The organism is Nocardia puris (assembly GCF_036051655.1).
GTDB classification, from domain to species: domain Bacteria; phylum Actinomycetota; class Actinomycetes; order Mycobacteriales; family Mycobacteriaceae; genus Nocardia; species Nocardia puris.
In genome coordinates this window covers 595704-619557 of sequence record NZ_CP107943.1, presented here as the reverse complement: position 1 = coordinate 619557, position 23854 = coordinate 595704, and the positions used below count along the sequence as shown (strand labels likewise).

General features: G+C 71.4%; 17 protein-coding genes. 11 read left to right on the top strand and 6 right to left on the bottom strand.

The genetic code is table 11. The features are described 5' to 3' along the window. Positions 1 to 168: 168 nt before the first annotated feature. On the bottom strand, positions 169 to 4065 hold the full coding sequence (locus OHB21_RS02740) for a WD40 repeat domain-containing protein (RefSeq protein WP_195125494.1): 3897 nt from the start codon (positions 4063 to 4065) through the stop codon (positions 169 to 171). Between the two features lie 110 nt (positions 4066 to 4175). Beyond that, complete coding sequence (locus OHB21_RS02735) at positions 4176 to 4814, bottom strand: MspA family porin (RefSeq protein WP_067512303.1); 639 nt, start codon at positions 4812 to 4814, stop codon at positions 4176 to 4178. A gap of 356 nt (positions 4815 to 5170) precedes the next feature. Here OHB21_RS02735 and OHB21_RS02730 point away from each other — a divergent pair, with 356 nt between their 5' ends. Then, on the top strand, positions 5171 to 6550 hold the full coding sequence (locus tag OHB21_RS02730; protein WP_084537999.1) for an ATP-binding protein: 1380 nt from the start codon (positions 5171 to 5173) through the stop codon (positions 6548 to 6550). 244 nt (positions 6551 to 6794) lie between these two features. After that, complete coding sequence (locus tag OHB21_RS02725) at positions 6795 to 7430, top strand: response regulator (RefSeq protein WP_067512361.1); 636 nt, start codon at positions 6795 to 6797, stop codon at positions 7428 to 7430. 23 nt (positions 7431 to 7453) lie between these two features. Here the strand turns inward: OHB21_RS02725 and OHB21_RS02720 are convergent, their stop codons facing one another. Then, a complete protein-coding gene (locus OHB21_RS02720) occupies positions 7454 to 8578 on the bottom strand; it encodes a serine/threonine-protein kinase (RefSeq protein ID WP_067512308.1) in 1125 nt (374 codons plus the stop codon). A 419-nt stretch (positions 8579 to 8997) separates the two neighbouring features. On the opposite strand from OHB21_RS02720, the gene OHB21_RS02715 reads away from it, so the two are divergent. The 4 genes from OHB21_RS02715 (at position 8998) to OHB21_RS02700 (ending at position 13560) form a co-directional block, all read left to right on the top strand. Next, entirely contained in the window at positions 8998 to 9732 is a 735-nt protein-coding gene (locus OHB21_RS02715; RefSeq protein WP_113975214.1) for a hypothetical protein, read from the top strand. Between the two features lie 354 nt (positions 9733 to 10086). Then, complete coding sequence (locus OHB21_RS02710) at positions 10087 to 11649, top strand: DNA polymerase Y family protein (protein WP_233444447.1); 1563 nt, start codon at positions 10087 to 10089, stop codon at positions 11647 to 11649. A gap of 235 nt (positions 11650 to 11884) precedes the next feature. Then, complete coding sequence (locus tag OHB21_RS02705) at positions 11885 to 12637, top strand: alpha/beta fold hydrolase (RefSeq protein WP_067512362.1); 753 nt, start codon at positions 11885 to 11887, stop codon at positions 12635 to 12637. After that, positions 12634 to 13560: a sucrase ferredoxin gene (locus tag OHB21_RS02700; RefSeq protein WP_324192060.1), complete on the top strand. Its 927-nt coding sequence runs from the start codon at positions 12634 to 12636 to the stop codon at positions 13558 to 13560. The genes OHB21_RS02705 and OHB21_RS02700 overlap by 4 nt, the downstream gene beginning before the upstream one ends. Before the next feature lie 109 nt (positions 13561 to 13669). Here the strand turns inward: OHB21_RS02700 and OHB21_RS02695 are convergent, their stop codons facing one another. After that, complete coding sequence (locus tag OHB21_RS02695; protein ID WP_195125493.1) at positions 13670 to 14494, bottom strand: hypothetical protein; 825 nt, start codon at positions 14492 to 14494, stop codon at positions 13670 to 13672. 312 nt (positions 14495 to 14806) lie between these two features. On the opposite strand from OHB21_RS02695, the gene OHB21_RS02690 reads away from it, so the two are divergent. Continuing rightward, positions 14807 to 16231 carry a carotenoid oxygenase family protein gene (locus OHB21_RS02690; RefSeq protein WP_195125492.1) on the top strand — a complete coding sequence of 475 codons (1425 nt, stop codon included), beginning with the start codon at positions 14807 to 14809 and terminating at the stop codon, positions 16229 to 16231. A gap of 170 nt (positions 16232 to 16401) precedes the next feature. On the opposite strand, the gene OHB21_RS02685 is transcribed toward OHB21_RS02690, so the two are convergent. Next, entirely contained in the window at positions 16402 to 17370 is a 969-nt protein-coding gene (locus OHB21_RS02685) for an SDR family NAD(P)-dependent oxidoreductase (protein ID WP_067512316.1), read from the bottom strand. Between the two features lie 156 nt (positions 17371 to 17526). Here OHB21_RS02685 and OHB21_RS02680 point away from each other — a divergent pair, with 156 nt between their 5' ends. From OHB21_RS02680 to OHB21_RS02665, 4 genes are all read left to right on the top strand, one after another. Beyond that, positions 17527 to 17979, top strand: coding sequence for a hypothetical protein (locus OHB21_RS02680; protein ID WP_067512318.1), 453 nt, complete (start codon positions 17527 to 17529; stop codon positions 17977 to 17979). A 16-nt stretch (positions 17980 to 17995) separates the two neighbouring features. After that, a complete protein-coding gene (locus OHB21_RS02675; RefSeq protein WP_324192059.1) occupies positions 17996 to 21430 on the top strand; it encodes an error-prone DNA polymerase in 3435 nt (1144 codons plus the stop codon). 60 nt (positions 21431 to 21490) lie between these two features. Beyond that, positions 21491 to 22555: a DUF4349 domain-containing protein gene (locus OHB21_RS02670; RefSeq protein WP_067512323.1), complete on the top strand. Its 1065-nt coding sequence runs from the start codon at positions 21491 to 21493 to the stop codon at positions 22553 to 22555. 319 nt (positions 22556 to 22874) lie between these two features. Then, on the top strand, positions 22875 to 23105 hold the full coding sequence (locus OHB21_RS02665; RefSeq protein WP_195125491.1) for a DUF167 domain-containing protein: 231 nt from the start codon (positions 22875 to 22877) through the stop codon (positions 23103 to 23105). Positions 23106 to 23259: 154 nt separating this feature from the next. Here the strand turns inward: OHB21_RS02665 and OHB21_RS02660 are convergent, their stop codons facing one another. After that, positions 23260 to 23724 (bottom strand): tRNA (cytidine(34)-2'-O)-methyltransferase, encoded by a 465-nt coding sequence (locus tag OHB21_RS02660; protein ID WP_067512325.1) that lies wholly within the window; start codon positions 23722 to 23724, stop codon positions 23260 to 23262. Positions 23725 to 23854 lie beyond the last annotated feature (130 nt).

Sequence of the window (23854 nt, the reverse complement as noted above, 5' to 3'; positions counted from 1 at the left end):
GGGCTTCCCCCTCACTCACCCTCGCGCTCCCTACGCGAGGCCGCCGCGCACTGCCCGCGCGGCGATGGACTCATCCTGTCAAGAGGGACTGATAGGAACCTTGGAAAGTCCCTGCGGGGGACTGAGTTTCGGCGTTGAGTTCGGTGAGTCGCTGAGGGAGAGGGGAATTCAGTCGCAGGGCGGGGCGTAGGGAAGGCCGGGGAGGTGGCGCTGCCAGATCTCGGGGGTGAGCAGGTCGCCGGTGACGTCGCAGATTCGGGCGATCACGGTGTCCACGTTCAGATCCCAGAGATGGAGAGTGTCTCCTGAGATCAGGAGACCATCGCTACCGGGCAGGAGCTGCGCATTGAGGATCGCGTCGTAGGCGGGTACGGTCAATTCGGACCCGATGCGTCGTGGTGCTTCGGTGCTTCGCATGTCCCACAGCGATATTCGATTGTCGTGACCGACGATCACCGCCCTACCCGACTGCGCGGAATACCGGACGTGCTTGATCAGCGTGCTGTCCATGGCGACCGGATCGCTGAGGATCCGCATCCGTCGGGGGTCACCGACATCCCAGAATTGGGCGATCTCGTTGTTCGTCACCACCATGGTGTGGTCGTCCGCGAATACGAGGCTGTTCCTCCCGTTCGACAGCTGCGGGATCTCGGTGTCCAACCGGTACGGGCGTTCCGGGTCCTCGAGATCCCATAACTCCTGTGCGAAATCAGAGTTCTCGCCGTCGAGGAGGTAGGTCGTCACGACCAGGAGTCTGCCGTCGATACTGAACTGCATCCGCAGTGGTTGTCCATGCGGTTCAATCGGTTTCCCTTCGGGCTCGGGGTTGTCCGGATCGGACATGTCCCACAGCCGGACCACGGTGTCGTCGTTGGTGGCCGCGATCGTCCAATCGGAGGCTATGGCGAAGCTGTTGCCGCCGAGCGCTGTACGCCAATCGCCGAGGGGGCGCGGGGCACGCGGGTCCGTCAAGTCGAACGCCGCCAAGCTGAGGTCGTAGTGACCGATGGCCAACAGAGTGTTCCCATCCGGACTGAGCAGTGGCATCGTGCGGGTGGTGTTCACGGCGACAGCGCCGATCCGCTTCCAGGAGCCGGGTACGCCGGTATCGAAGAGGTCTACGCGGTCCGGGCTCGCGACGACGGCCATTCTCTTGCCGTGCGCGTCGAACAAGGGCGGTAAACCGTTCTCCACGGTGCTCGGTACGAGCGCGGGCGGCAACGACCATACTCGGAGGGCGCCATCCATTCCGCCGGCGTATAGGGCAGTCGTGTGGGGGTCGATAGCAAGGGAGGTGGGGCCGCCGCCGCAGGGGGTCGAGCTCTCGTAGATCGAACGGCACATGACCGGAGAGACGGCCAGCGGTGCGCCGATCTGCTCCGGCCGCGATGGTTCGTCGATATTCCACAGCGTTGCGCTGTCATCCGTACCGACCACCATGGTGCGGCCGTCCGCGCCGAACTCGAGCGACTCCAGCGCGGTCCGGCCCACGGTCACCGGACCGCTGATCGGTGTGGGTCCTTGTGCCGTAACACGCCACAGTTGCACGGTCGCCACGTGTGTCCTGCCGTCGGTGGAGACGGAGCCGTGTCCGCTTCCGATGGCCAGGATCTCGCCGTCCGGGCTGAACGTCGTGGCTTGGACCAGCTCTGTGGCAGCGCTCAGCGGCGGGCCGACCTGCGTGGCATTCTGGTGGCTGTCGATCTCCCACAGCTGTACCCACTCAGCCGCAGTCGAACTGTCGAACGTCGTGACGGCCAGCATCCTCCCGGCCGTGCTGAATCGCGGGTTGCTCGCCCTGTTTTCCCCTGCGGCCAGCGTCACCCCGGGTTTCGGCTCTTGCGGAGTGCTTACGTCCCAGAGGGTGATACCGCGATCCCCGCCTGCGGCCAGCACCCGGCCATCGGCGCTGATGCTGATGTTGTAGTGCGGCCCCTCGCCGGGTAGTGCGGACAAGGTCTTCGGTGCGTCGATATCGCGAATGTCCACCAAACGCACGTCGTCCCTGGACGATACGGCGAGGATTCCGTCTCCTGGTCCGAATTCCGCGTCGGCGACGACTCCTGGCAGGTCTGTGATCCGTGCCGGATGCAGCGGTGCCGAGGTATCCCACAGTGTCGCTCGGTCCTGGAAGTCGATTGTCAGAAGCAGTGTTCCACCGGGTTTGCGGACGACCTCCCGGATGGCTTCCGTGTGACCCGCGACGGATCTCGCCAGCGGCCAGCTCTGCGTCCCCAGCAGATTCGTATACACCGTCTCGTCCCCGGGTTTCATCCGTTCGGCGACCATGAGCAATTGGGCCGCCAGGGACGGGTCGCTCTCGCGCAACCGCTGCGCCTCCACCAGGACCGCCGCGAAATTCCGTTCGTTCCTTTGCTGTTCGGCGATCCGCGTCTGCGTGTACGCGGCGAGGCCGAACACGAGCAGGATCACCCCGGCCAGGGCGAGCAGGGCTTTCGTGGACGAGTTGCGCAGGCGGGAGCGGCGGTGGGCGGAGCGGGAGGCGTGCAGGAAGTCGTGCACCTGCCCTTCGGTGGCGGGGCCCGCGTGGTCGGCGGCCGTTTGCAGACGAGCGCCCCCGTACAGCAGCTCTGGATCGCGGCCAGCGGAATCCCATTCGGCGGCATCGCTTTCCAGGCGTTGGCGCACCAGATAGCCGACGCGGTTCTCCTCGATCCAGGTGCGCAGGCGCGGCCAGGCGTCGAGGACGATCTCGTGGGTGAGGAAGACCGAGTCGGCGTCCAGCGTGACCAGCCGGGCGCGCGAGAGCACCTCCAGCGCCGCCGCGGCCGCGTCCGGATCGCCGCCGCGTCGCAGCAGGGCCGGGCGGGAGGCGATGCGACGGGTGTCGCGCGAATCCTTCGCCACCGTGACCAATCCCAGCAGCAGGTCCTTGGCGGCTTCCTGCTGCGCGTCGGACAGTTCGCTCCACGCCTGTTCGGCGGTGGCGGCGACCGAACCCACCACGCCGCCGGCCTTGCGGTATCCGCCGAGGGTGAGTTTGCGGCGCTCCCGGTGCTGCCAGGTGGCGGCCATGACGTGGGAGAGCAGCGGCAGGGCGCCCGGGTCGTAGCTCTGGCGGGCTTCGTGATCGCCCAGGCCGCACAGTTCGGTGATCACGAGTTCGTCGAGCCCGGGTTCGAGTTCGAGGCCCGCGTGCTCGGCGGGACCCGTGACGGCGGCGGCCAATTCGTCGATCCGCATCGGGCCGAGCAGATAGCTGCGCTTCTCCAGCGACTCCTGCAGGACCGGGTAGTCGAGGCAGCGGGCGTAGAAGTCGGCGCGCAGCGCCAGGACGACCGCGCGGTCGGTGGCGAGGCGGTCGAGGTCGGCGAGGAAGGCGTCGCGCTCGTGTTCGTCGGCGCAGACGGTGAACAGTTCCTCGAACTGGTCCACGATCAGCAGCCGCGCGGTGCCCTCCTGCGCAGCCAGGGCCTCGGCCAGGGTGTCGCGTGGACGGCTGCCCGGCGTGATCGACAGCACGCCCCAGTTGTCCGGCGGCGCAGCGAGAGTCGCGGCGAGCCCGGCCGCCAGCAGCGAGGACTTCCCCGCCCCCGACGCGCCGACCAGGACCACGATGCCCTCGACGGTGCGGACCAGATCGACGAGTTCCTCGGTGGCGCGCCGCCTTCCGAAGAACGAGTCACGCTCGGTGCTCCGGTAGGGCTGCAATCCCGGGTAGGGGCAGGCGATGTCCTCGGGGTCGGCGGGTGTCCACGAGTTCGACGCGGTCCACAGCCGCCGCCACTCCTGCGGGTCGAGCAATACCGCGGGCGCGGCGTTCCCGCGCTTCTTGGTCAGGTCGGCGAGCGTGAGCACCACGGGCAGCAGGGATTCGAAGCGCGCGGGCACATTGCGCCCCGCCTTCCAATCGCTGATCCGCTGGGCGGACGGCGAATTCGGGTTCTTGCCCGCGGCGGCGCGCATCCGCTGTTCGGCGAGGGTGGCGACCCGGCGCAGGGTCGGGTTCCCCGCCGCCGCGTGGAGCTGGGCGAAACGTTCGGCGAAAACCGCACGCGGCGACCGGATCTCCCCCCGGCTCGCAGCCGTGACGTCCCCGCTCACCCCGTGTGCCCGCCGAATCCGGGCAATGCGAACACCCGCCCAATCTACCGCCCGCCCACCGGAAACGCGGTGGCGGTGCGGTTTTCGGCCGCACCGCCACCTCCCCTCCGTCACAGGAAGATCGGGTCCCCGTAGACCGCCTCCCTGCCGCTCACCTCCGGCGAATCGACCTCGAGGATCGTGTACGACCGGATGGTGAGAGGTCCTCCGCACCGGTGCACCGAGACGTGGAAGTCCCGGCTGACCAGATAGCCGGTGCCGCCCGGCGCCAGTTCCTTGACGCCCACCTCGAACGGCTGCACTTCGCCCGGCGCGATCGACAGATCGATCCCGGCGCCCGCGCTCAGGTCGGGGCCGAAGCCGGCGTGCAGGGTCGGCTCGGTCGCACCGCCGAGGCCGACCTGGAATCCGGCGTCGAAGCCGACGCCCGCGCCCAGGGTGATGCCGACGGTGAGGTCGACGGCGCACGCCACCAGGTAGCCGGCCTTCAGCGTGCCCGTGCCGCCGGCATCGACCCGGCCGTAGAAGGTGTCGTCGAGGAACACCTCGCGGTTGGTCGGCATGCCGTTGAGCGGCGCGATCGGACGGAACGCCTGATCGGTGTGCCCGACGGTGAAGGTGAACCCGGTGGGGGCCTGCACCGTCTTCTCGTGCGGCGCCATGGGAGCGGCGCCGGCCTGGGTGACGGCGGTGAGGCCGAGTGCGAGGGCGATGGTGCCCAGCGCCTTGCGGACTGTCGATGTGTTCATGCGTTCCTCCCCTGGATCTGCTGGCCGCCGGGTGGCGGGTGCCGGGCTGTCGGGGTCCGGCGGGGCGTTCTCGGCCCACCGAAAACGTAGGAGCGGGGCGGTGCCGCGGCCGAGCCGCCGGAGGGCTCGAATCGGGGAAAAGCCCTGGTGGAGCGGGGTGAGGGCAAATGTCCGGTCCGGCGGCGACCGGCCAGTTCCTCGGGGCCGGAGCGCGGCAGGTCCAGGATTCATCCGTGCAGTTCAGGAGGGTTTTCTGTCCGGACCGGACGGCGTTTCGCCGGTTGGGGGCGCTCCGGGGCGAGATCAGGGTGATTCCTGATGGCCGGGTGCGGGGGCAGCGTGCCAGTATCGAAAGCATGTACCCGACTGGCCCCGCGTTCGACGTCGCCCGTGGGCCCTCGGTCGCGCCGGGATTCACCGGCGGGCCCGGACTCGGCGGGCCCGCGCCCGTCCTCGACATCGGCCACCACCCCCGGCTGCGGCTGACCCGGCGGTCCGGTGGCCGGATCGTCGGCGGCGTCGCGGGCGGCTTGGCCGACCACCTCGGCGTCGACGTGTTCAAGGTGCGCATCGCGTTCGTGCTGCTGTCGGCGCTGGCGGGCACGGGCATCCTCGCCTACGGGCTGCTGTGGGTGTTCACCCCGGGCGGCGGCGACTCCACCGAGGCGTCCGCCGCCGAGCGCAGGCAGGCCATCGGCCTGGCGATGCTCGGGCTGGGGCTCGCGGTCGCGGTGTCCTGGTTGATGAACGGCACCGTGGCGGCCAAGGTGATCGTGCCGATCGTCGTCGTCGCGGTCGGCGCCGCGCTGGTCTGGCGCGAATACGACACCGACGGCCCGCGCTCGCTGCTCGGCCTGCCCGCCCGCCCGACGGTGGTGACGTGGGCGCGCATCGTCGCGGGCACCACGATGGTGGTGCTCGGGCTCGGCGTGGTGGTGCTGGCCAGGATCGACCTGGGTTCGCTGGGGTCGGCGCTGATCGCGGTCGCGGTCACGCTGGTCGGCGCGGGCCTGCTCACGGTGCCGCTGTGGTTGCGCATGATGCGCGCGCTGAACACCGAGCGTGCCGCCCGCATCCGCAACGAGGAGCGCGAGGAGATCGCCTCGCACCTGCACGATTCGGTGTTGCAGACGCTGGCCCTCATCCAGCGCCAGGCGCACGACCCGCAGGAGGTGACGCGCCTGGCCCGCAGCCAGGAGCGGGAACTGCGCCGCTGGCTGTTCGAAGACACCGGGCCCGCGCAGTCCAGCCTGGCCGCCGCCCTGCGCACCATCGCGGGCGAGGTGGAGGACCAGCACGGCGTGAAGGTCACACCGGTCACGGTGGGCGACGTGTCGATGGATGTCGACGACACCGGCGCGGGCCTGCCCAAGGAACATTTCACGGCGCTGCTCGGCGCGAGCCGGGAGGCGATGGTGAACGCCGCCAAACACGCGGGCGTGCCGACCGTGGATCTGTTCGCCGAAGTGGAACCGCACCAGGTGAGCGTCTTCGTGCGCGACCGGGGCGCGGGGTTCGACGTCGCCGCCGTCGCCGCCGACCGGCAGGGCCTGGCCAAGTCCATTCGCGGGCGCATCGAGCGCCGGGGCGGACAGGTGGAGATCATCTCGAATCCGGGGCGCGGGACCGAGGTGCGGATCGTCATGCCCCGCAACGACTCCGAGACCGAAGCCGTCGACGAGGCCGAGGAGGCCGACACCGAGGTGCTGCGGCAGTCGGTGTCGACGGGGAAGTAGGGGTGCGCGGGGTTGATGCGCGCGGTTCCGAGCGGGATCGGCGTGGCGGCGTTGGGCGCGGTGCCGGTTATCGGCGATGCGGGCGGCGTGCTCCGAGTCGGGAGGCGCGGGTTTCCCCTCCTCGATCGGTTCGCGGAACGGGCGCGCCCGAGGTGCGCGGCGTCCGGGGCACGGATGTGGTACCGATGGGGGACGGTCGGTGTGTACTCGAGGTCCACCGAGTGGTGAGGAGAAGTAGGTGAGCGTGCGGGTCTTTCTCGTCGATGATCACGCGGTGTTCCGGTCGGGGGTACGCGCGGAGCTGAGCAGGGAACCCGATATGGAGGTGGTCGGCGAGGCGGGCGGTGTCGCCGAGGCCATCGCCGGGATCAAGGCCGCGAAACCCGATGTGGTGCTGCTCGACGTGCACATGCCCGACGGGGGCGGCGTCGCGGTGCTGGCGGGGATCGAGGACGGCCCGGTGTGCTTGGCGCTCAGCGTCTCCGACGCCGCCGAGGACGTGATCGCCGTGATCCGAGCCGGCGCGCGCGGATACGTCACCAAGACGATCTCCGGCGCCGAACTGGCCGACGGCATCCGCCGCGTGGCGGGCGGCGACGCGGTGTTCAGCCCGCGGCTGGCCGGTTTCGTGCTCGACTCCTTCACCGGGCGCTCACCCGTGCCGGAACCGCCGCTGGACCCCGAACTCGACTCCCTCACCCCGCGCGAACTGGAGGTGCTGCGCCTGCTCGCCCGCGGCTACACCTACCGCGAGATCGCCGAAAACCTGTTCATCTCCGTGAAAACCGTGGAAACCCACGCCTCCAACGTCCTCCGCAAGACCCAGCAGTCCAATCGCAACGCGCTCACCCGCTGGGCGCACCGCCGCCGCATCGACTGAGAAGTGTTGCGGCGCAGCACTTCTCACATAGCGACGACGATGACCGCGATGATGATGAGCAACCCGATCAGCAGGCCGACGGCGATGGCGAGCGGGGCGTTGCTCGGCTGCTGGGGTGCGGGGCGCTGCGGGGCCGCGGGGGTGGCGACCGGGCCCGCGACGGGGCGGTGCGGGCGCGGCAGGGGCGCGGAGTGCGGGCTGCGCAGTCCGGCGGCGGAATTGCGGGCCGCCCAGGCGGGGATGGTGCCGTCCTCGGTGCGCACCGGTGCACCGAGGATGTAGGGGGCGGTGCCGGGACCGAAAGCGGCGGTGAGGATTTCGTCGCGCGCCTCGGCCATGGTCGGCCTGCGCTGCGGGGCGGGTTCCATCATGTGCAGCAGGGCGTTGGTGAGGGCGCCGCTGCGCTCCGGCGGGATGATCTGCGCCATCGCGGCCCGCTGCACCAGGATGTCGCTGTCCTCTTCCATGCCGAACGGCGGCTGCCCCTCGATGGCCGTGTAGAGCGTGGCGCCGAGGGAGAACACGTCGCTGGCCTCGGTGGGCTGCGCGCCGCGCGCCACCTCCGGCGGCAGGTAGGCGGGGGTGCCGGTGATGATGCCATCGGGCTCGTCGGAGGATTCGCCCGCGCCGCGCGAGATGCCGAAGTCGCTGAGTTTGGCCATGCCGACGGCGGGTCCACGGTCGGCGACCAGGATGTTGCCCGGCTTGATGTCGCGGTGCACGATGCCCGCGGCGTGCGCGGCGGCCAGCGCGTCGGCGACCTGCGCGCCGATCTGGGCGACCTCGATCACCGGCAGCGTGTCGGCCAGCGAGAGCGCCCGCGCGACGCTGCGCGAGGGTAAGTGCTCCATCACCAACCAGGGTTCGCCCGCCTCCAGCACCACGTCGTACACGGCGATGGCGTGCTCATGGGACAGTTTCGCGGCGACCCGCCCCTCGTGCAGGATCCGGTTGCGGATCTCGGTGGCCTCCGCCTCGGGCAGGCCCGCCGTGGAGAGCACCTGCTTGATGGCGACGTCTCTGTCCAGCAACCGGTCGTGCGCCAGCCACACCGCGCCCATACCGCCCCCGCCGATCTTCGACTGGAGACGGTAGCGGCCTGCGACCAGATAGTCCGGGCCGACGATGGGACGGGGGCGATCGATCATGCTGTGCAGGGTATCCGAATATCTCGCCACACCTCCGCGAACTCGATCGGCTCGAGGAGGTCTCCCAGCGAATCCCCCTGCGGCACTCGCCCGATCACGCGGAGGACGGTCGGCCGTGACGGGCAGCGTTCGGCCGAGGACTGGGACCGCTGGGTGGAGGGGGCGGTGCCGCTCGGGCTCGCGCCGACCGTGTTCGCCGATACGAGCCGGCCGGTCGACTGTGCGGCACTCGCGGCGCGGGTGAAGCGGGTGGCTGGGCCGCCACGCCGGGGGTGATCGACCGCGTCTTGACGGGGTTCGGGGGGCGGGGTCTACTGGAGCGACAATCGAACGTATATTCGATTGCAGATCGATAGCTGGATGGGTGCCGGGTCCGCTCGCTTCGCCTCGGAGTCGATCGCGGGAAGTAGGTGGTTGTGATGGGTTCGGACGTGTGGCCGGCGGCGGAAAAGCGGCGTGAGCTGGAGGAACTGCGCGCCGCGATGGCCGCCGTCCCGGCGCGGGGTGAACGTGCCGCGCGCTCCCCGCTCGCCGACGACCCCGGTCGCGCGCCGTTGCCGGTGCCCGCGCCGCTCGCCGAATTGCTGCCGGGCGGCGGGCTCGGCAAGGGGTCGGTGGTGGTGCACACGGGTGCGCGGTCGCTGCTGGCCGGCCTGCTCGCCAGCGTGACCGAGCGGGGCGGGCACGCGGCGCTGGTCGGGATGCCGGGGTTCGGCCTGCTCGCGGCGGCGGAGATGGGGGCCGCGCTGGAGCGGCTGGCCGTGGTCGCCGACCCCGGACCCGACCCCGTCGAGGTGGCCGCGGTCCTGCTGGACGGCCTCGACCTGGTGGTGCTCGGCCTGCGCGGCGCGGCGGTGCCCCCGGCGCGCACCCGGGTGCTCGCCGCCCGCGCCCGCGCGAAGGGCTCGGCGCTGGTGGTCACCGAGGGGTCCTGGCCCAACCCCACCCTGCGCGTGGATGCCCGCGTCACCGGGCAGGAGGGGCTCGGGCGCGGCCACGGGCGGTTGCGCTCGCTCGGGTTGGAGATCGCGGTGCGGCACCGAGCCGGCGCCGCCCGCCGCGCCCGCGTCGAACTGCGACCGGAGCGCGGGCGGGTGGAGTGGGTCGCCCCGGGTGCGGCGGTGAGTTCGATCGCGCGGGAGGTGGCGTCGTGAGCTGGGCGGGTTGTGCCGGTCGGCGGCGTCGGAGTGTGGCCTCGCCCGGCACGGTCGGCTGCCGGTGCTCCAGCGACATGCGCCGCGATCCGGCTGCGGCCGGGCATCGGGTTCGGGCGGTGATCACGCCGTTGGGTGCGGTCGTCAGGGTGCCCGGAGTTCATCAGCTGCCGACCGGTGTGTCGTGAAGCGGGGCGCGGCGCAGGGTGCCGGGCCGGCTGGTGTGTTCGGCCGGTGCCGGAATCCGCCGGCTGCGGACCCGTTCGGGGGCGCGGTGATGGGCCGGGTGTCCCGCTCGGCGGCGTGTCCGTCGGGCCCCGGCCATGCGCTGCCGGCCCGCGGGAGATGTGCGCCGTGAGCCGGTCGCGGAGCCGGGTGGTCGCGGTGTGGTGCCGGGACTGGCCCGCGGTCGCGGCGGCGGTGCTGGCGGAGTTGCCGTCGACGCGGCCGGTGGCGGTGCTGGCGGGGAGCCGGGTGGTGGCGAGTTCGGCGGTCGCGCGGTTCGAAGGGGTGCGGCGGGGCCTGCGGCGACGCGAGGCGCAGGCGGTGTGCCCGGATCTGTTTCTGGCGCAAGATGATCCGGATCGAGACGCCCGGCTGTTCGAACCGGTGGTCGCGGCGGTCGACGAGACGGTGCCCGGGGTGGAAGTGCTGCGCCCGGGGCTCTTGGTGCTCGGCGCGCGCGGTGCGGCGCGGTTCTTCGGCTCCGAGGAGGTGGCCGCCGAACGGCTCGTCGACGCGGTCGCGGCGCTGGGTGTGGAGGCGCAGATCGGTGTCGCCGACGAACTCGCCACGGCGGTGATCGCGGCCCGGCGCGGCGCGCTGGTCCCGCCCGGTGGCGACGCCCGCTTCCTCGCCCCGCTCCCGGTGGGCGAGCTGGCCCTCGAACCGGCACTCGCCCCGCCGGAACGTGAAGAACTCGCGGACCTGTTGCACCGCTTGGGATTGCGCCGCATCGGCGATTTCGCGGCGGTGTCCGCGGCCGACGTCGCCTCTCGTTTCGGCGCCGACGCCGTCGCCGCGCACCGCATCGCCCGCGCGCTGCCGGGCCGCCCGCCCTCGGCGCGCCGCCCCCCGCCCGACCTGGCGGTCGAGCAGCACTGCGACCCGCCCGTAGACCGCGTCGACGCCGCCGCTTTCGCGGGCCGCATGCTCGCCGTGCGCCTGCACGAACGGCTCGCCGCCGCCGGACTGGCCTGCACGCGTCTGGCGGTGTCGGCGAAAACCGAATCCGGCGAAGAACTCTCGCGGGTCTGGCGCTGCGCCGAACCCCTCACCCCCGACGGCACCGCCGACCGGGTGCGCTGGCAACTCGACGGTTGGCTGACCCACCGCGCTCGCCCCACCGCCCCCGTGACGCTGCTGCGCCTCGAGCCCGTCGAGGTGGTGCGGGCCGGTGCGCTCCAGCTCGGCCTGTGGGGCGGCGTCGGAGAGGGGGACGAACGCGCCCGCCGCGCCCTGATCCGGGTGCAGGGCCTGCTGGGCGGGGAAGCGGTGCGGGTGGGCGTGCTCAGCGGCGGTCGCGGCCCCGCCGAACGCGTCACCCTGGTCGCGCTCGGCGACGAACACGTCCCCACCGCCGACCCCGCTCTCCCGTGGCCGGGCCGCCTCCCCGAGCCCTCCCCGGTCGTCCTGTTTCCCGAGTATCCCCCCGTCTTCCTCGAAACCGCCGACGGCACAACGGTTTTCGTGGACGAGCGTGGCCTGTTCAGCGCCGACCCCGCCCTCCTGCGCTGGGGACGCCGCACCTGGCCCCTGCTCGGCTGGGCCGGCCCCTGGCCCGTGGACGACCACTGGTGGTCGCCGGGCGCCACCCCGGTCGCCCGCGTCCAAGTACACCTCGAATCCCCGGAAAGCCGCACCCTGCTCCTGCTGTACCGCGCCGAGGGCTGGCACGCCGAAGGGCTCTACGACTGAAGCGTTCTTCGCCTGGATCGCCTCGGACATGCGGGGCAGCGCGGCGCAGGTCGGGGACTGTGGGCGCGGGGCCGACGAACGCGTCCGCTACGGACTCACCAAGAACATCCGCGCGTTCAACCCGCCGGATCAACGCTCCGACCGGGCGATCGTGGCCCGTCCGTCCCGGGCACCCTGTGATCCTCCCGACAGACCCCGGGCGGGACCCCGGTGCCGGTCGGTACTCTCGAACATCGTGGATCTGACGTTTTCCGAGGTTACGGTGGGGGCGGTGCGGGTCGCCTACCGGGACTCGGGGGTGGCCGGGGGGACGCCCGTCGTGCTCGTGCACGGCATGGGCGGGGATGGGCATACGTGGAACCGGTTCGCGCGCAGGCTGATTCGGGACGGGCGGCGGGTGATCGTGCCGGACCTGCGCGGGCACGGCAAGAGTGCGCACACCGACTCGTACCTGTTCGGGGAGTTCGGGGAGGACGTGCTGCGGCTGTGTGAGCGGCTGGAGCTGGACCGGGTGGACCTGGTGGGGCATTCGCTCGGTGGGTACGCGGTGTCGTGTGTGGCGCAGGAGCGGCCCGATCTGGTGCGGCGGCTGGTCATCGAGGAGTGCCCGCTCCCATTGCGGTCCGGCACCGAAGAACTGCGGCTGACCAGGCGCTTCCCGACCGTCCCCGAACTGTGGCACGCCACGTCGAGCCTGATCCGTCACCCGCGCGCGGTACTCGCCTTCGACCGTTCCATGACCGGGACCGCGCTCGAACAGTTCCGCAAACCGAACCCGGAATGGTGGGACCGCCTCGCCGACATCACCGCACCCACCCTGATCCTGCGCGGCGGCCCCGGCGGCATGGTCGACCCGGACAAGCTCGCCGTGCTGCTCGACGCGATCCCCGACGTCACCGCCGTCCCGTTCACCTGCGGCCACAGCATCCACCGCGACCGCTACCGCGAGTTCGAGGCCACGGTCCTGCCGTTCCTCGCCGAACCGTGAGCGCCTTCGACGGACTGCCCTGCTCGACCGCCGCGGCCGAGGTGCCGCTGCCCGGGTCCGCGACCCGGATCGGCGCGTGGTTGTGCGTCGAACACCCCGGCGCGTGGGGGCGCGACGTGATCGGCGATGAAGTGCTCGGCCCGGAACTCACCGCCGAACTCGCGGCGCGCACGTCGGCGGCGAAGGTGCGCCCCACCCTGATCCGCAGGCCGGGACGGTACGAATTCACCGGCGCGCGAACGGTTCTGCTCGTCAACTCGCACGCCGAGGGCGGCTGGTGCGAACGCCTGGAGATCACCGACCTCGCCCAGCTCCTGGATCTGGACCCGCACCTGATCAACGGCGCGCCACCGGGTCTCGGTGAGCGCGTCGAGGAACCTCCGGTGCTGGTGTGCGCGCACGGCAAGCGCGATCAGTGCTGCGCGCGCCTCGGGCGGCCCATCGCGGCGACGCTGGCGCGGCGCTATCCGGGGCGGGTGTGGGAGTGCTCGCACACCGGTGGGCACCGGTTCGCGCCCGCCATGGTGGTGCTGCCCTCCGGGCTTACCTACGGTCGCGTGGACGCGGCGGAAGCGATCGCCGCTGTCGAAGCCGTTGCGCGCGAAGAGGTTTCCCTGGCCGGGCTGCGTGGACGCGCCGGTCGCAAACCCGTCGAGCAGGTCGCCGAACTCGCCGTGCGCGCCGAGATCACCGCGAACCTCGACGATCTCACCGTCCGTTCGGAGCACATCGACGCCACGGGCGACCCCACCTACGCCGGCGCGGCACTCGTCCACCACCGCGACGGTCGCGTCTGGCGCGTCACCGCCCGCACGGTGCCGTTCGCCCCGCGCCAAGCCAGCTGCGGCGCCGCGCCGAAACCCGCCACCGCCCTGGTCGCCGACAGTGTGGAGCAGCTGACCGCGCAAGCCGTCGGCGCCTGAGCGGCAGTTGGGCGTCCGAGCCCGTGCGATCCCGTCGGTGCGTGGCCGATTGCGGGCGCTGCGTGCTAGCAATAACTAGATGCGAGGCCGACCGCGGGCGCCGCGCTCCTCAGCCCAGCACCGCGCGCGGTTCGGGCAGGTAGATGCGGGCCTGGCTGCGCACCGCACCCCAGGTCGCCATGCCGACGAACGGCGTGTTGGAGGCGACGTGCAGTTGGCGCGTGCCGAGGTCGACGACGGCGGGGACGATCACCGAGCCGAAACTCATGGGCCGGTTCGTCACCGCTTGCAGGGCCGCCGGGTGCACGCGCGGCGCCACCAGGGCGGCGACGCCGAACGCGCCGCCCTTCACGATGAACGCGCTCTGCCTGCGCAGCGTTTTGGCGAACGCGTCGACGTGGCGGGGGAAGGCGTTGACCGCGTCGGGCGTGATCTCGTCCAGCGCCGTGACGCACACCGCCAGCTCGATGGGGTTCAACGCGTTCGCGATGACCGAACCCACGCCGATCAATCCCCACAGCGGGCCGAGCCAGTTCTGCGAGATCTGGAGCTGCCCCCGCATCATGTGGTGGGTGACGGCTGCCAGATAGCGCTGTGACAGTTCGTCTTTCGGGCTGCCCGGCTGGGGTGCGGCGGATTGTTGCGGGGCGCCGTGGTATTGGGGCGCGGCCTGCGGGTGCGGGGCGCTCGGGTGCTGTGGCGCAGCCGGATACGGGGCGTTCGGATACTGCGGAGCCGGGTACCCGGGATGCTGGGGAGCGGGGTAGTGCGGCTGCTGGGGATAGTGCGGCTGCTGCGGCGTACCCGGATACTGCGGTGGGTACTGGGGTCCACCACCGGGGTACTGCGGACCACCGGGATACTGCGGCCCACCCGGGTAATGCGCGCCGATCGGCGTCTGCGGTGCGAATGACGCTCCCGCCGAAGGACTCACGTGCCCGGGGTGCGCGCCGGGTGCCGGCGGAACGGCATGTCCTCCCGAGGCGCCCGGCACCTGTCCGCCCGCTCCGGCATGCGCTCCGCCCGCATACCCCGGCGAACCCGGATGCTGGGGCGAACCCCACGAAGGTGTCGACATCGGCGCTCCCTCCCTGACACGGCCGCGATTGTGGTGACCAGGGCACCCTACGCCCTCCGCCGGAATCACCGCGCGCCCGTGGCACCGGGTGCCGCCCGATGCAGGGGCTTGTCGTCCGTTCCGCGGCGGAGGATCGTGAAATCCGGCACCCCACCCGAGGAGGACCCGATGGTTCCCTACACCACCGCGCCGCCCGCTCCGGTCGACACCCTGCATCACGCGCACCTGTCCGGCGTGTTCACCCCGCAGCGCGAGGAGGTGGACGTGGACGGACTCGAGGTTGTCGGCGAACTGCCCGCCGACCTGAACGGCACCTACTACCGCAACGGTCCCAATCCGCGCTTCGACCCGATCGGGCGCTACCTGTACCCGATCGACGGCGACGCCATGGTGCATCGCGTCCACCTCGAGGACGGACGCGTCCGCTACACCAACCGCTTCGTCCGCACCCCGATGGTGCTGGCCGAGGAACGCGCCGGTCGCGCGCTGTGGGCGGGCGTCACCGACCCGTACACGCCCGGCGCGGACGAGGTGGGCCCCGAACTCGCGGGCACCACCCGCGAACTGCCCGACATCAACGTGGTGGCGCACGGCGGGAAACTCCTCGCCATGGCCGAGAGCGATCTGCCGTACCGGATCGACCCCGGCGATCTGGCGACCCTCGGCCGCGACGACTGCGGGGGCGCGATGGCGCTCGGCAGCACCGCGCACCCCAAGGTCGATCCGCGCACCGGCGAGCTGGTGCTGTTCACCTACCGGCTGGAACCGCCGTACCTGGCCTGGTCGGTGGTCGCTCCGGACGGCACCGAGCGTCGCGCCCCGACTCCGCTCGACGGTGTCGACGAACCCGTGATGGTGCACGACATGGCGCTCACCGCGCGCTGGATAGTGCTGTTCCTGTGCCCGCTGGTGTTCGACATCCCCGGTCTGCTGCGGGGCGGGTCGCTGCTGGACTGGCGCCCGGCGCGGGGGACCCGGATCGCGCTCATTCCCCGCGACGGCGGGCCGGTGCGCTGGACCGAGACCGACCCGTTCTGGGTGTGGCACTTCGCGAACGCCTTCGACGGGGAGCACGGCGAGGTTGTTGTGGACTATGTGCAGTGGGCGTACCCCGGCGGGCTCGCCGACGTCGACACCCCGCAGCGCGGCGCTCTGGTGCGCGCGGTCATCGACCCCGCGACCGGCGCGGCAGATCGCACCGATCTCGCGGTGGCCTCGATCGAGTTCCCCCGGATCGACGACCGCAGGCTCACGGGCGACCACGGCGTGATCGCCACCGTGGGCGGAACGGGTGCGTCCGGGCCGGGCAAGAACGCCCTGATGTTCCTCGACACCCACGCCGGTACCGAAACATGGTGGAACGCCGGAGAGTTCGCCGTCGGCGAGCCCGTCTTCCTCCCCGGAACCGACCGCGCCTACTGGGGCACCCTCGGCACCGACCCGACCGACATGACGTCCTGGTTCCACATCCTCCCCGCCGACGACCCCGCCTCGGGCCCCCTCGCCTCGATCCGCATGCCCCTCCGAGTCCCCGCCGGCCTCCACGGCACCTGGCTCCCCACCGACAGTGACCTGTTGTCGCCGCGCGAGTGAGCGAGGGAATCAGCGACGCGCTCCTCGTAGCGGCCGTTCCGGCCCGGAGTGTCAGTTCAGGACGGCGCCGGGTTCGGGTAGGTAGCGGTGGGCCTGGTCACGGGCCGGGCCCCATCACACTGTTGCTCGGCTGATTTCGTTGCTGCATGAGAAGCGGAACCGGCCGAGGTTCACCAATGGGTCCCCGGGACCCAGCGGGCGGCGCGGCGGAGGGCGGCGCCGGTGGCTTTGCGGACGGGGGATTGGGGGCGGGGTCGGGGTTGGGGGGCAACGGGTTTCGGGGGTTCCGTGGATTCGTCGCCCGGTTCGCCCTTGGCGGCGGGGGAGTCAGGGAGGGCGCGGTAGTAGCGGTGCAGGATGCGGTCGCGGATCTTCGGGGTGAGCAGCGCGCCGTATTCGGCGATGGTGCCGATCGGGACGTCGATGCGCTTGGGGCGCTCGGTGAGGGCGCGCACGATGGTGGCCGCCGCCCACTCCGGCGACTCCGCGGGCCCCTGATCGCCGCTGGGCGTGATCATCGGGGTGCGCACCAGCGGCATATGGATGGTCGTGAAGGTGACGCCGTCGGCGAGCGTCTCCACGGCCGCCACCTCGGTGAACTTGTCCAGCGCCGCCTTGCTGGCCAGGTAGGCGGAGAAGCGCGGCGTGGCGACCTGCACCCCCGCGCTGCTGATCTGCACGATGTGGCCGAACTTGCGCTCGCGCATCTGCGGCAGCAGCGCCAGCGTCATGCGCAGCGCGCCGAAGTAGTTCACCGCCATGGTGCGCTCGTAGTCGTGCAGGCGGTCGGTGGAGCGGTGGATGGCGCGGCGGATGGAACGGCCCGCGTTGTTCACCAGCATGTCCACGTGACCGTGCTCGTCGAGGATGGTCTTCACGGTGTGGTCGACGGAATCGGAATCGGTGACGTCGCACTGGTATCCGTACGCCGAACCGCCCGCCGCCCGGATCTCCGCGACCACGGCGTCGAGTTCCTCCCCGCGCCGCGCCAGCAGGAACACGGTGGCGCCCTTCTCGGCGACGGCGATCGCGGCGGCCCGGCCGATGCCGGAGGACGCGCCGGTGATGACGACGTGCCTGCCGGTGAGATCGCGACGGTCGCGCCGCCCGCGGGCGGCCTCGTCGGAAGCCTGGGTCATCTCGCTGCTCCTTCGGTCGGCGGCACTGCCCGGATGGCACGAACTTACTCCGAAGTAAGTTTACCTGCCAAGTGGCGATCGTCACATACTCGAGGGGTCATTCCGGTGTGCGAATCGACCTCGAAACAATCGAACATATGTGCGATACTCGTGCGCATGGCGGACGATCGGATGGCGGACATCTTTGCCGCGGTGCGGCTCGGCGGCGTGAACCCGGAAGCGGCCCGGCGGGCGCTGCGCGCGCTCTGGGACGAACTCGACCCCTCCGGTTACCCGCTACAGCGGTGCGTGGTGGCCCACCATCTGGCCGTCCTGCAAGAGAACGACGCGGAGGCGCTGGCCTGGGATCAGCGCGCGCTCGCCGCCGTCTTCGGCCCCGGTATCCCGCTCGACGAGGGGCTGCGCTGCTTCCTGCCCTCGCTCTACCTGAACCTGGCCGACAGTCACCGCAGGCTCGGCGAATTCGACTCGGCCCGCATGCAATTGGCGATCGCGCGCGGACACCTGCGGATCCTGGCCGACGACGCCTACGGCGAGATGATCCGCTCCGGCCTGGACCGGGTGGATGCGGCGGTCGGGAGCGGATCGACCGAGCGGTTCACCGATTGAGCGGAGGTGGCGACGCGTGGGCTGGGGCAACGGCCCGCCCTCCTGGGCGGAGATGGAACGGGTGCTCTCGGGCCGGCCGGGCCGGACGAACCCCGACATCATGTACCCCGGCGACGGCGGCGACAGTCCCGCGTGGACGCGCAAACGTGAACCGTACGAAGCGGATCCGGTGCGCCGCCCCGACGGCCCGGTCGTGCCCTACGCCGAGCTGCACGCCCATTCGGCCTACAGCTTCCTCGACGGCGCCTGTCAGCCGGAGGAGTTGGTGGAGGAGGCGGTGCGGCTCGGCCTGGAGGCGATCGCGCTCACCGATCACGACGGCTTCTACGGCACCGTGCGGTTCGCCGAGGCCGCGAAGGAATGGGGGATGCCGACGGTCTTCGGGGCGGAACTGTCACTGGGCGAGGGTGTTTCGGGGGAGCGCAAGGCCGGTGCGCAGAGCCGGTTCACCTCCGGTGTGAACAGTTCCGCCGCAACGGGTTTCCTGTCCGGTGGTCTCACCGATCTCGAGGTGCACGCCGCCGCGCCGGATTCCGCGCCGCGCACCGGCGAGCCCGACCCGTCCGGCCCGCACCTGCTGGTGCTGGCTCGCGGCCAGGAGGGGTATCGCCGTCTGTCCCGCGAGATCTCCGCCGCGCACCTGGCGGCGGGGGAGAAGGGCGTGCTGCGCTACGACCTGGACGCGCTCACCGCCGCCGCGGGCGGGCACTGGCACATCCTGACCGGTTGCCGCAAAGGACATCTGCGCCGGGCGCTGGCGCGGGACCTGGCCGAGGGCGCCGCCCGGTTGCCGCGCGCCGAGGCGGCGCTGCGCGAGCTCACCGAGCGGTTCGGCCTCGACCGCGTCGCGGTGGAACTCACCCACCACGGCATCCCCGAGGACGACGAACGCAACGCCCTGCTGCTCGCCCTGGCCGGGCGGCTCGGCCTGCCCACCGTCGCCACCACCGGCGCGCATTTCGCGAGTCCCGCGCAGCGCCGCCGCGCGATGGCGCTGGCCGCGATCCGGGCCCGGCGCGGCCTGGACGACATCGCGGGCTGGCTCGCGCCCACCGGCGGCGCGCACCTGCGGTCGGGCGCGGAGATGGCGCGGCTGTTCGCGGCCGCGCCGCACGCGGTGGCCGACGCCGCGGCCCTGGCCCGCGAATGCGCGTTCGATTTGCGGCTCATCGCGCCGCAGCTGCCGCCGTTCGACGTGCCGGAGGGGTACGACGAGGACTCCTGGCTGCGCGATCTCGCTTACAAGGGCGCGGCCCGTCGCTACGGACCGCCGTCCGGAAACCCCGTGGCCTACCGGCAGATCGACTACGAACTCCGCGTCATCGCCGAGCTCGGCTTCCCCGGCTACTTCCTGGTGGTGCACGACATCGTCGAGTTCTGCCGGGAGAACGACATCCTGTGCCAGGGCCGGGGTTCGGCGGCCAACTCCGCCGTCTGCTTCGCCATCGGCATCACCAACGTCGACCCGGTGCGCAACGAGCTGCTGTTCGAGCGGTTTCTCTCGCCCGAGCGCGACGGCCCGCCCGACATCGATATCGACATCGAATCCGACCGCCGGGAAGAAGCGATCCAGCACGTCTACGCCAAGTACGGCCGCGCCTACGCCGCGCAGGTGGCCAATGTGATCACCTATCGCGGTAAGTCCGCGGTGCGTGATGCCGCACGCGCACTGGGCTTTTCGCCCGGCCAGCAGGACGCGTGGAGCAAGCAGGTGAGTCGCTGGACCGGTGTCGAGACCGAGGCCGGCACCGACATCCCCACCCCGGTGCTCGAACTGGCCGCCGAATTGGAGGGCCTGCCAAGGCATCTCGGCATCCATTCGGGCGGCATGGTGATCTGTGACCGGCCCGTGGCCGATGTGTGCCCGGTGGAGTGGGCGCGCATGGCGGGGCGCAGCGTATTGCAGTGGGACAAGGACGATTGCGCCGCCGCGGGCCTGGTGAAGTTCGACCTGCTCGGGCTGGGCATGCTCTCCGCGCTGCACTACATGATCGATCTGGTGCGCGAGCACGAGGGCGTCGAGGTGGATCTGCACGCCCTCGACCTGGCCGAACCCGCTGTCTACGAGATGCTTTCGCGCGCCGATTCGGTGGGCGTGTTCCAGGTGGAGTCGCGCGCGCAGATGGCGACGTTGCCCCGGTTGCGGCCCACCAAGTTCTACGACTTGGTGGTGGAGGTGGCGCTGATCCGGCCGGGTCCGATCCAGGGCGGTTCGGTGCACCCCTACATCCGCCGCCTCAACAAACAGGAGAAGGTGCACTACGACCATCCGTCGCTGATCAACGCGCTCGGCCGCACCCTCGGCGTGCCGCTGTTCCAGGAGCAACTCATGCAGATCGCCGTCGACGTGGCCGGTTTCAGCGCCGCCGAAGCCGACCAGCTGCGCCGCGCCATGGGCTCCAAACGCTCGCCCGAACGCATGGAGCGGCTCAAAGCCCGCCTCTACGAAGGGATGAAGGAGCGGCACGGCATCGAAGGAGAGGTCGCCGACCGCATCTACGAGAAGCTCTATGCCTTCGCGAATTTCGGCTTCCCGGAAAGCCATTCGCAGAGCTTCGCCGCGCTGGTGTACTACTCGGCCTGGTTCAAACTGCACCATCCCGCCGCGTTCCTCGCCGGGCTGCTGCGCGCGCAGCCGATGGGGTTCTACTCGCCGCAGTCGCTGGTGGCCGACGCGCGCAGGCACGGGGTGGTGGTGCACGGCCCCGATATCAACGCCAGCCTCGCCGAGGCCACCCTCGAAGGGGGCGGGAAGCAGGTGCGGCTGGGACTTGCCGCCGTTCGTCACATCGGATCCGACCTGGCCGAACGCATTGTCGCGGCGCGCGACCGCAGCCTCTACACCTCGTTCCTCGACCTCACCGGACGCGTGGAACTCAGTGTCGCCCAAGCGGAATCGCTGGCCACGGCGGGCGCGCTCGGCAGCCTCGGCCTCACCCGGCGTGAGGCGCTGTGGGCGGCGGGCGCGGCCGCGGGGGAGCGCGCGGGCCTGCTGCCCGGCACCGGCGCCGCGACCACCGCGCCCACCCTGCCCGGCATGAGCGATCTGGAGATGGCCGCCGCCGACGTGTGGGCCACCGGCGTCTCCCCGGACAGCTATCCCACCGAATTCCTGCGCGCCCGCCTCGACGCGCTCGGCGTGGTGCCCGCGTCCGGACTGCTCGCGGTGCGCGACGGGTCCCGCGTGCTGGTCGGCGGCGCGGTCACGCACCGGCAGCGGCCCGCCACCGCCGCGGGCGTCACCTTCCTCAACCTGGAGGATGAGACCGGCATGGTGAACGTCGTCTGCTCGGTCGGCCTGTGGGCGCGCCACCGCCGCCTCGCCCAGCACGCCCCCGCCCTGCTCATCCGCGGCCGCGTCCAGAACGCCGAGGGCGCGGTGAGCGTCCTCGCCGAACACCTCCAGCCCCTCGACCTGCGCATCCACTCCAAATCTCGCGACTTCCAGTGATGCGGACGGGATTGCGCGCGGATCGGTGACCGGGTTCGCCGGGGCGGTTACCCTGCGAGTATGCGAACGCTTGCGGTGGTGTGTGCCGGACTGCTCGGGATGGGGCTGCTGGTCGGGTGCGGTGGGGACGACGAGCGGTCCGACGGGAGCGCGCCGGGGCTCGCCACGGTCGCGCCCGTCGCACCGCCCGGGTTGCGCGAGCAGGGGGTGCCGGACCAGCGGCAGCAGGCGCCCGAGACCGTGGACCGCAAGGAGGTGGTGAGCGGCAACGTCGAGATCACCTCGGGTGATCCGATCGGCGCCGCCGCGCAGGTGATCGACCAGGTGCGGCGGGCGGGCGGGCGAGTGGACAGCCGCACCGAACAGCCGGGCACCGACGACCTCGATCCCAGCGCCTCGCTCACCGTGCGCGTGCCCGCCGACAAGACCGACGAGTTCCTCGACGGGCTCGGCGGCCTCGGCACGCTCACCAGCGTGACCGTCAACCGCGACGACGTCACCATGCAGTGGGAAGATCTGGACGCCAGGATCGCCGCGCTGCGCGCCTCGGTGGACCGCTTGCGCGCCCTCATCGAAACCGCCGCCGACACCGCCGATCTCCTCGCCGCCGAGGAGGCGCTGTCGGATCGGCAGGGTGAACTCGACAGTCTCGTCGCGCAGAAGCGCCGCCTCGACGACCAGGTCGCGCTGTCCACCCTCACGATTCAGATCACCACCGACGCCGAGACCTCCTCCGACGATCCGAGCAACTTCTTCGAAGGCCTCGCCGCGGGCTGGAACTCGTTCGTGGACTGGGGCAAGGACGCGATCGTGTTCGTGGGCAAGGCGATTCCGTGGGTCGGTTTCCTCGCGGTCCTCGGCGCGATCGGGTACGCCCTCGTCCGCGTGATCCGCCGCAAGTCGCGGTCGTCGCGTGGTGCTCATGCGCAGGGTGCGGGCGCCCCGGCCTCCGCGCCCACCGAAACCGGTGCCCCTGCCGGATCAGGCACGGCGACGCCTACCGGGTCGGGGACCGCGCCTGCCGAGTCCGGCACCGCCCCCGCCGAATCCGGCACTGCCGCAGGTGATGCGGCGGGTTCCGGCGCGGACCAGGAGAACGGCGAGAACCGCACCGAAAAGTCTTGACGTGCCGAAGACGCCCCACCGGCACCGACGTGCCGACGCCGAAATCGCCACCATGCCGGTCGAATCCGGCAGCCGCACGGTCTGGCATGCCGCGGACGCGCACCACGCCAACGGCGGCGCCGACGCGGGCACACGGCGGTTCAGGCCGCTGCCCCGCCGGCCCGCCGACGCCGGCTTCGAGAAGGCGCCTCACCTGCCGGAGCACCGACCGCAACGGCGGCGACCGCACCGAAATGCGGACGCGCTGAATCACGGGCGCGCTGAATCACGGGCGCACCCGCCGATTCCCCCTGTGCGAGCACGAATCAAGGAGCCCCTGGTGCCGACCGTAGTGCGGGTGACGATCAAGCCGAACAGTCGCAAGGGTCCGCTGATCGAGACGCAACCCGACGGCACCCTCCAGCTCTATGTTCGCGCCCCGGCCGTGGAGGGCAAGGCCAACAAGGCCGCCATCGAACTCCTCGCCGAGCACTTCGGCGTGCCCAAGTCGTCCATCCGGCTCGCGGCGGGCGCCACCTCCCGCTTCAAACGTTTCGAGATCGCCGACTGACGGGCCCCCGGCGGGGCCGCCACAACCCGCGCGACGATGTCGAGTCCGGCTTTCGCGGAAGCCCTTGACGCGCGGCACCGGACCGGGCGGTAGAAGCCAGGCACCGTGCAGCGCACGAGGAGCACGCGTCGGGGCGACGGAGATCGTCCGCCGTTCACACCGCGCCGGGGAACCCGAACTGCCGCCACGCCTCGTACACGGCGACCGATGCGGCATTGGCCAGATTCATGGACCGCCGCCCCGGCAGCATCGGGATGCGCACTTCGTCGGTGATGTGCGGGTCGGCGAGCACGTGATCGGGCAGGCCGGAGGGCTCGGCGCCGAACAGCAGCACGTCACCGCGCCGGTAGGCGATATCGGTGTAGCGGGTCGTGGCCTTGGTGGTGAAGGCGAACACGCGGTCGGGGCGCAGCGCCGCCCACGCGGCCTCGAGGTCCTTGTGCACGGTGACCGAGGCCAGGTCGTGGTAGTCCAGGCCCGCGCGGCGCAGCTTCGACTCCGAGAGGTCGAACCCCAGCGGCTCCACCAGGTGCAACTCGCACCCGGTGCCCGCGGCCAGCCGGATCGCGTTACCGGTGTTGCCCGGGATGCACGGCTCGTGGAACATCAGCTTCAGCACAGCACATCAGCTTGTCATGCGGGGCGGGACGGGTCTCGGGTGGGCGTCTGCGAGAATCGGTGCCGTGACCGATCTCGACGCGCCGGCCGGGCGCAACACGGGCGGCGGACGGGCCGCGCACTTCCTGCGC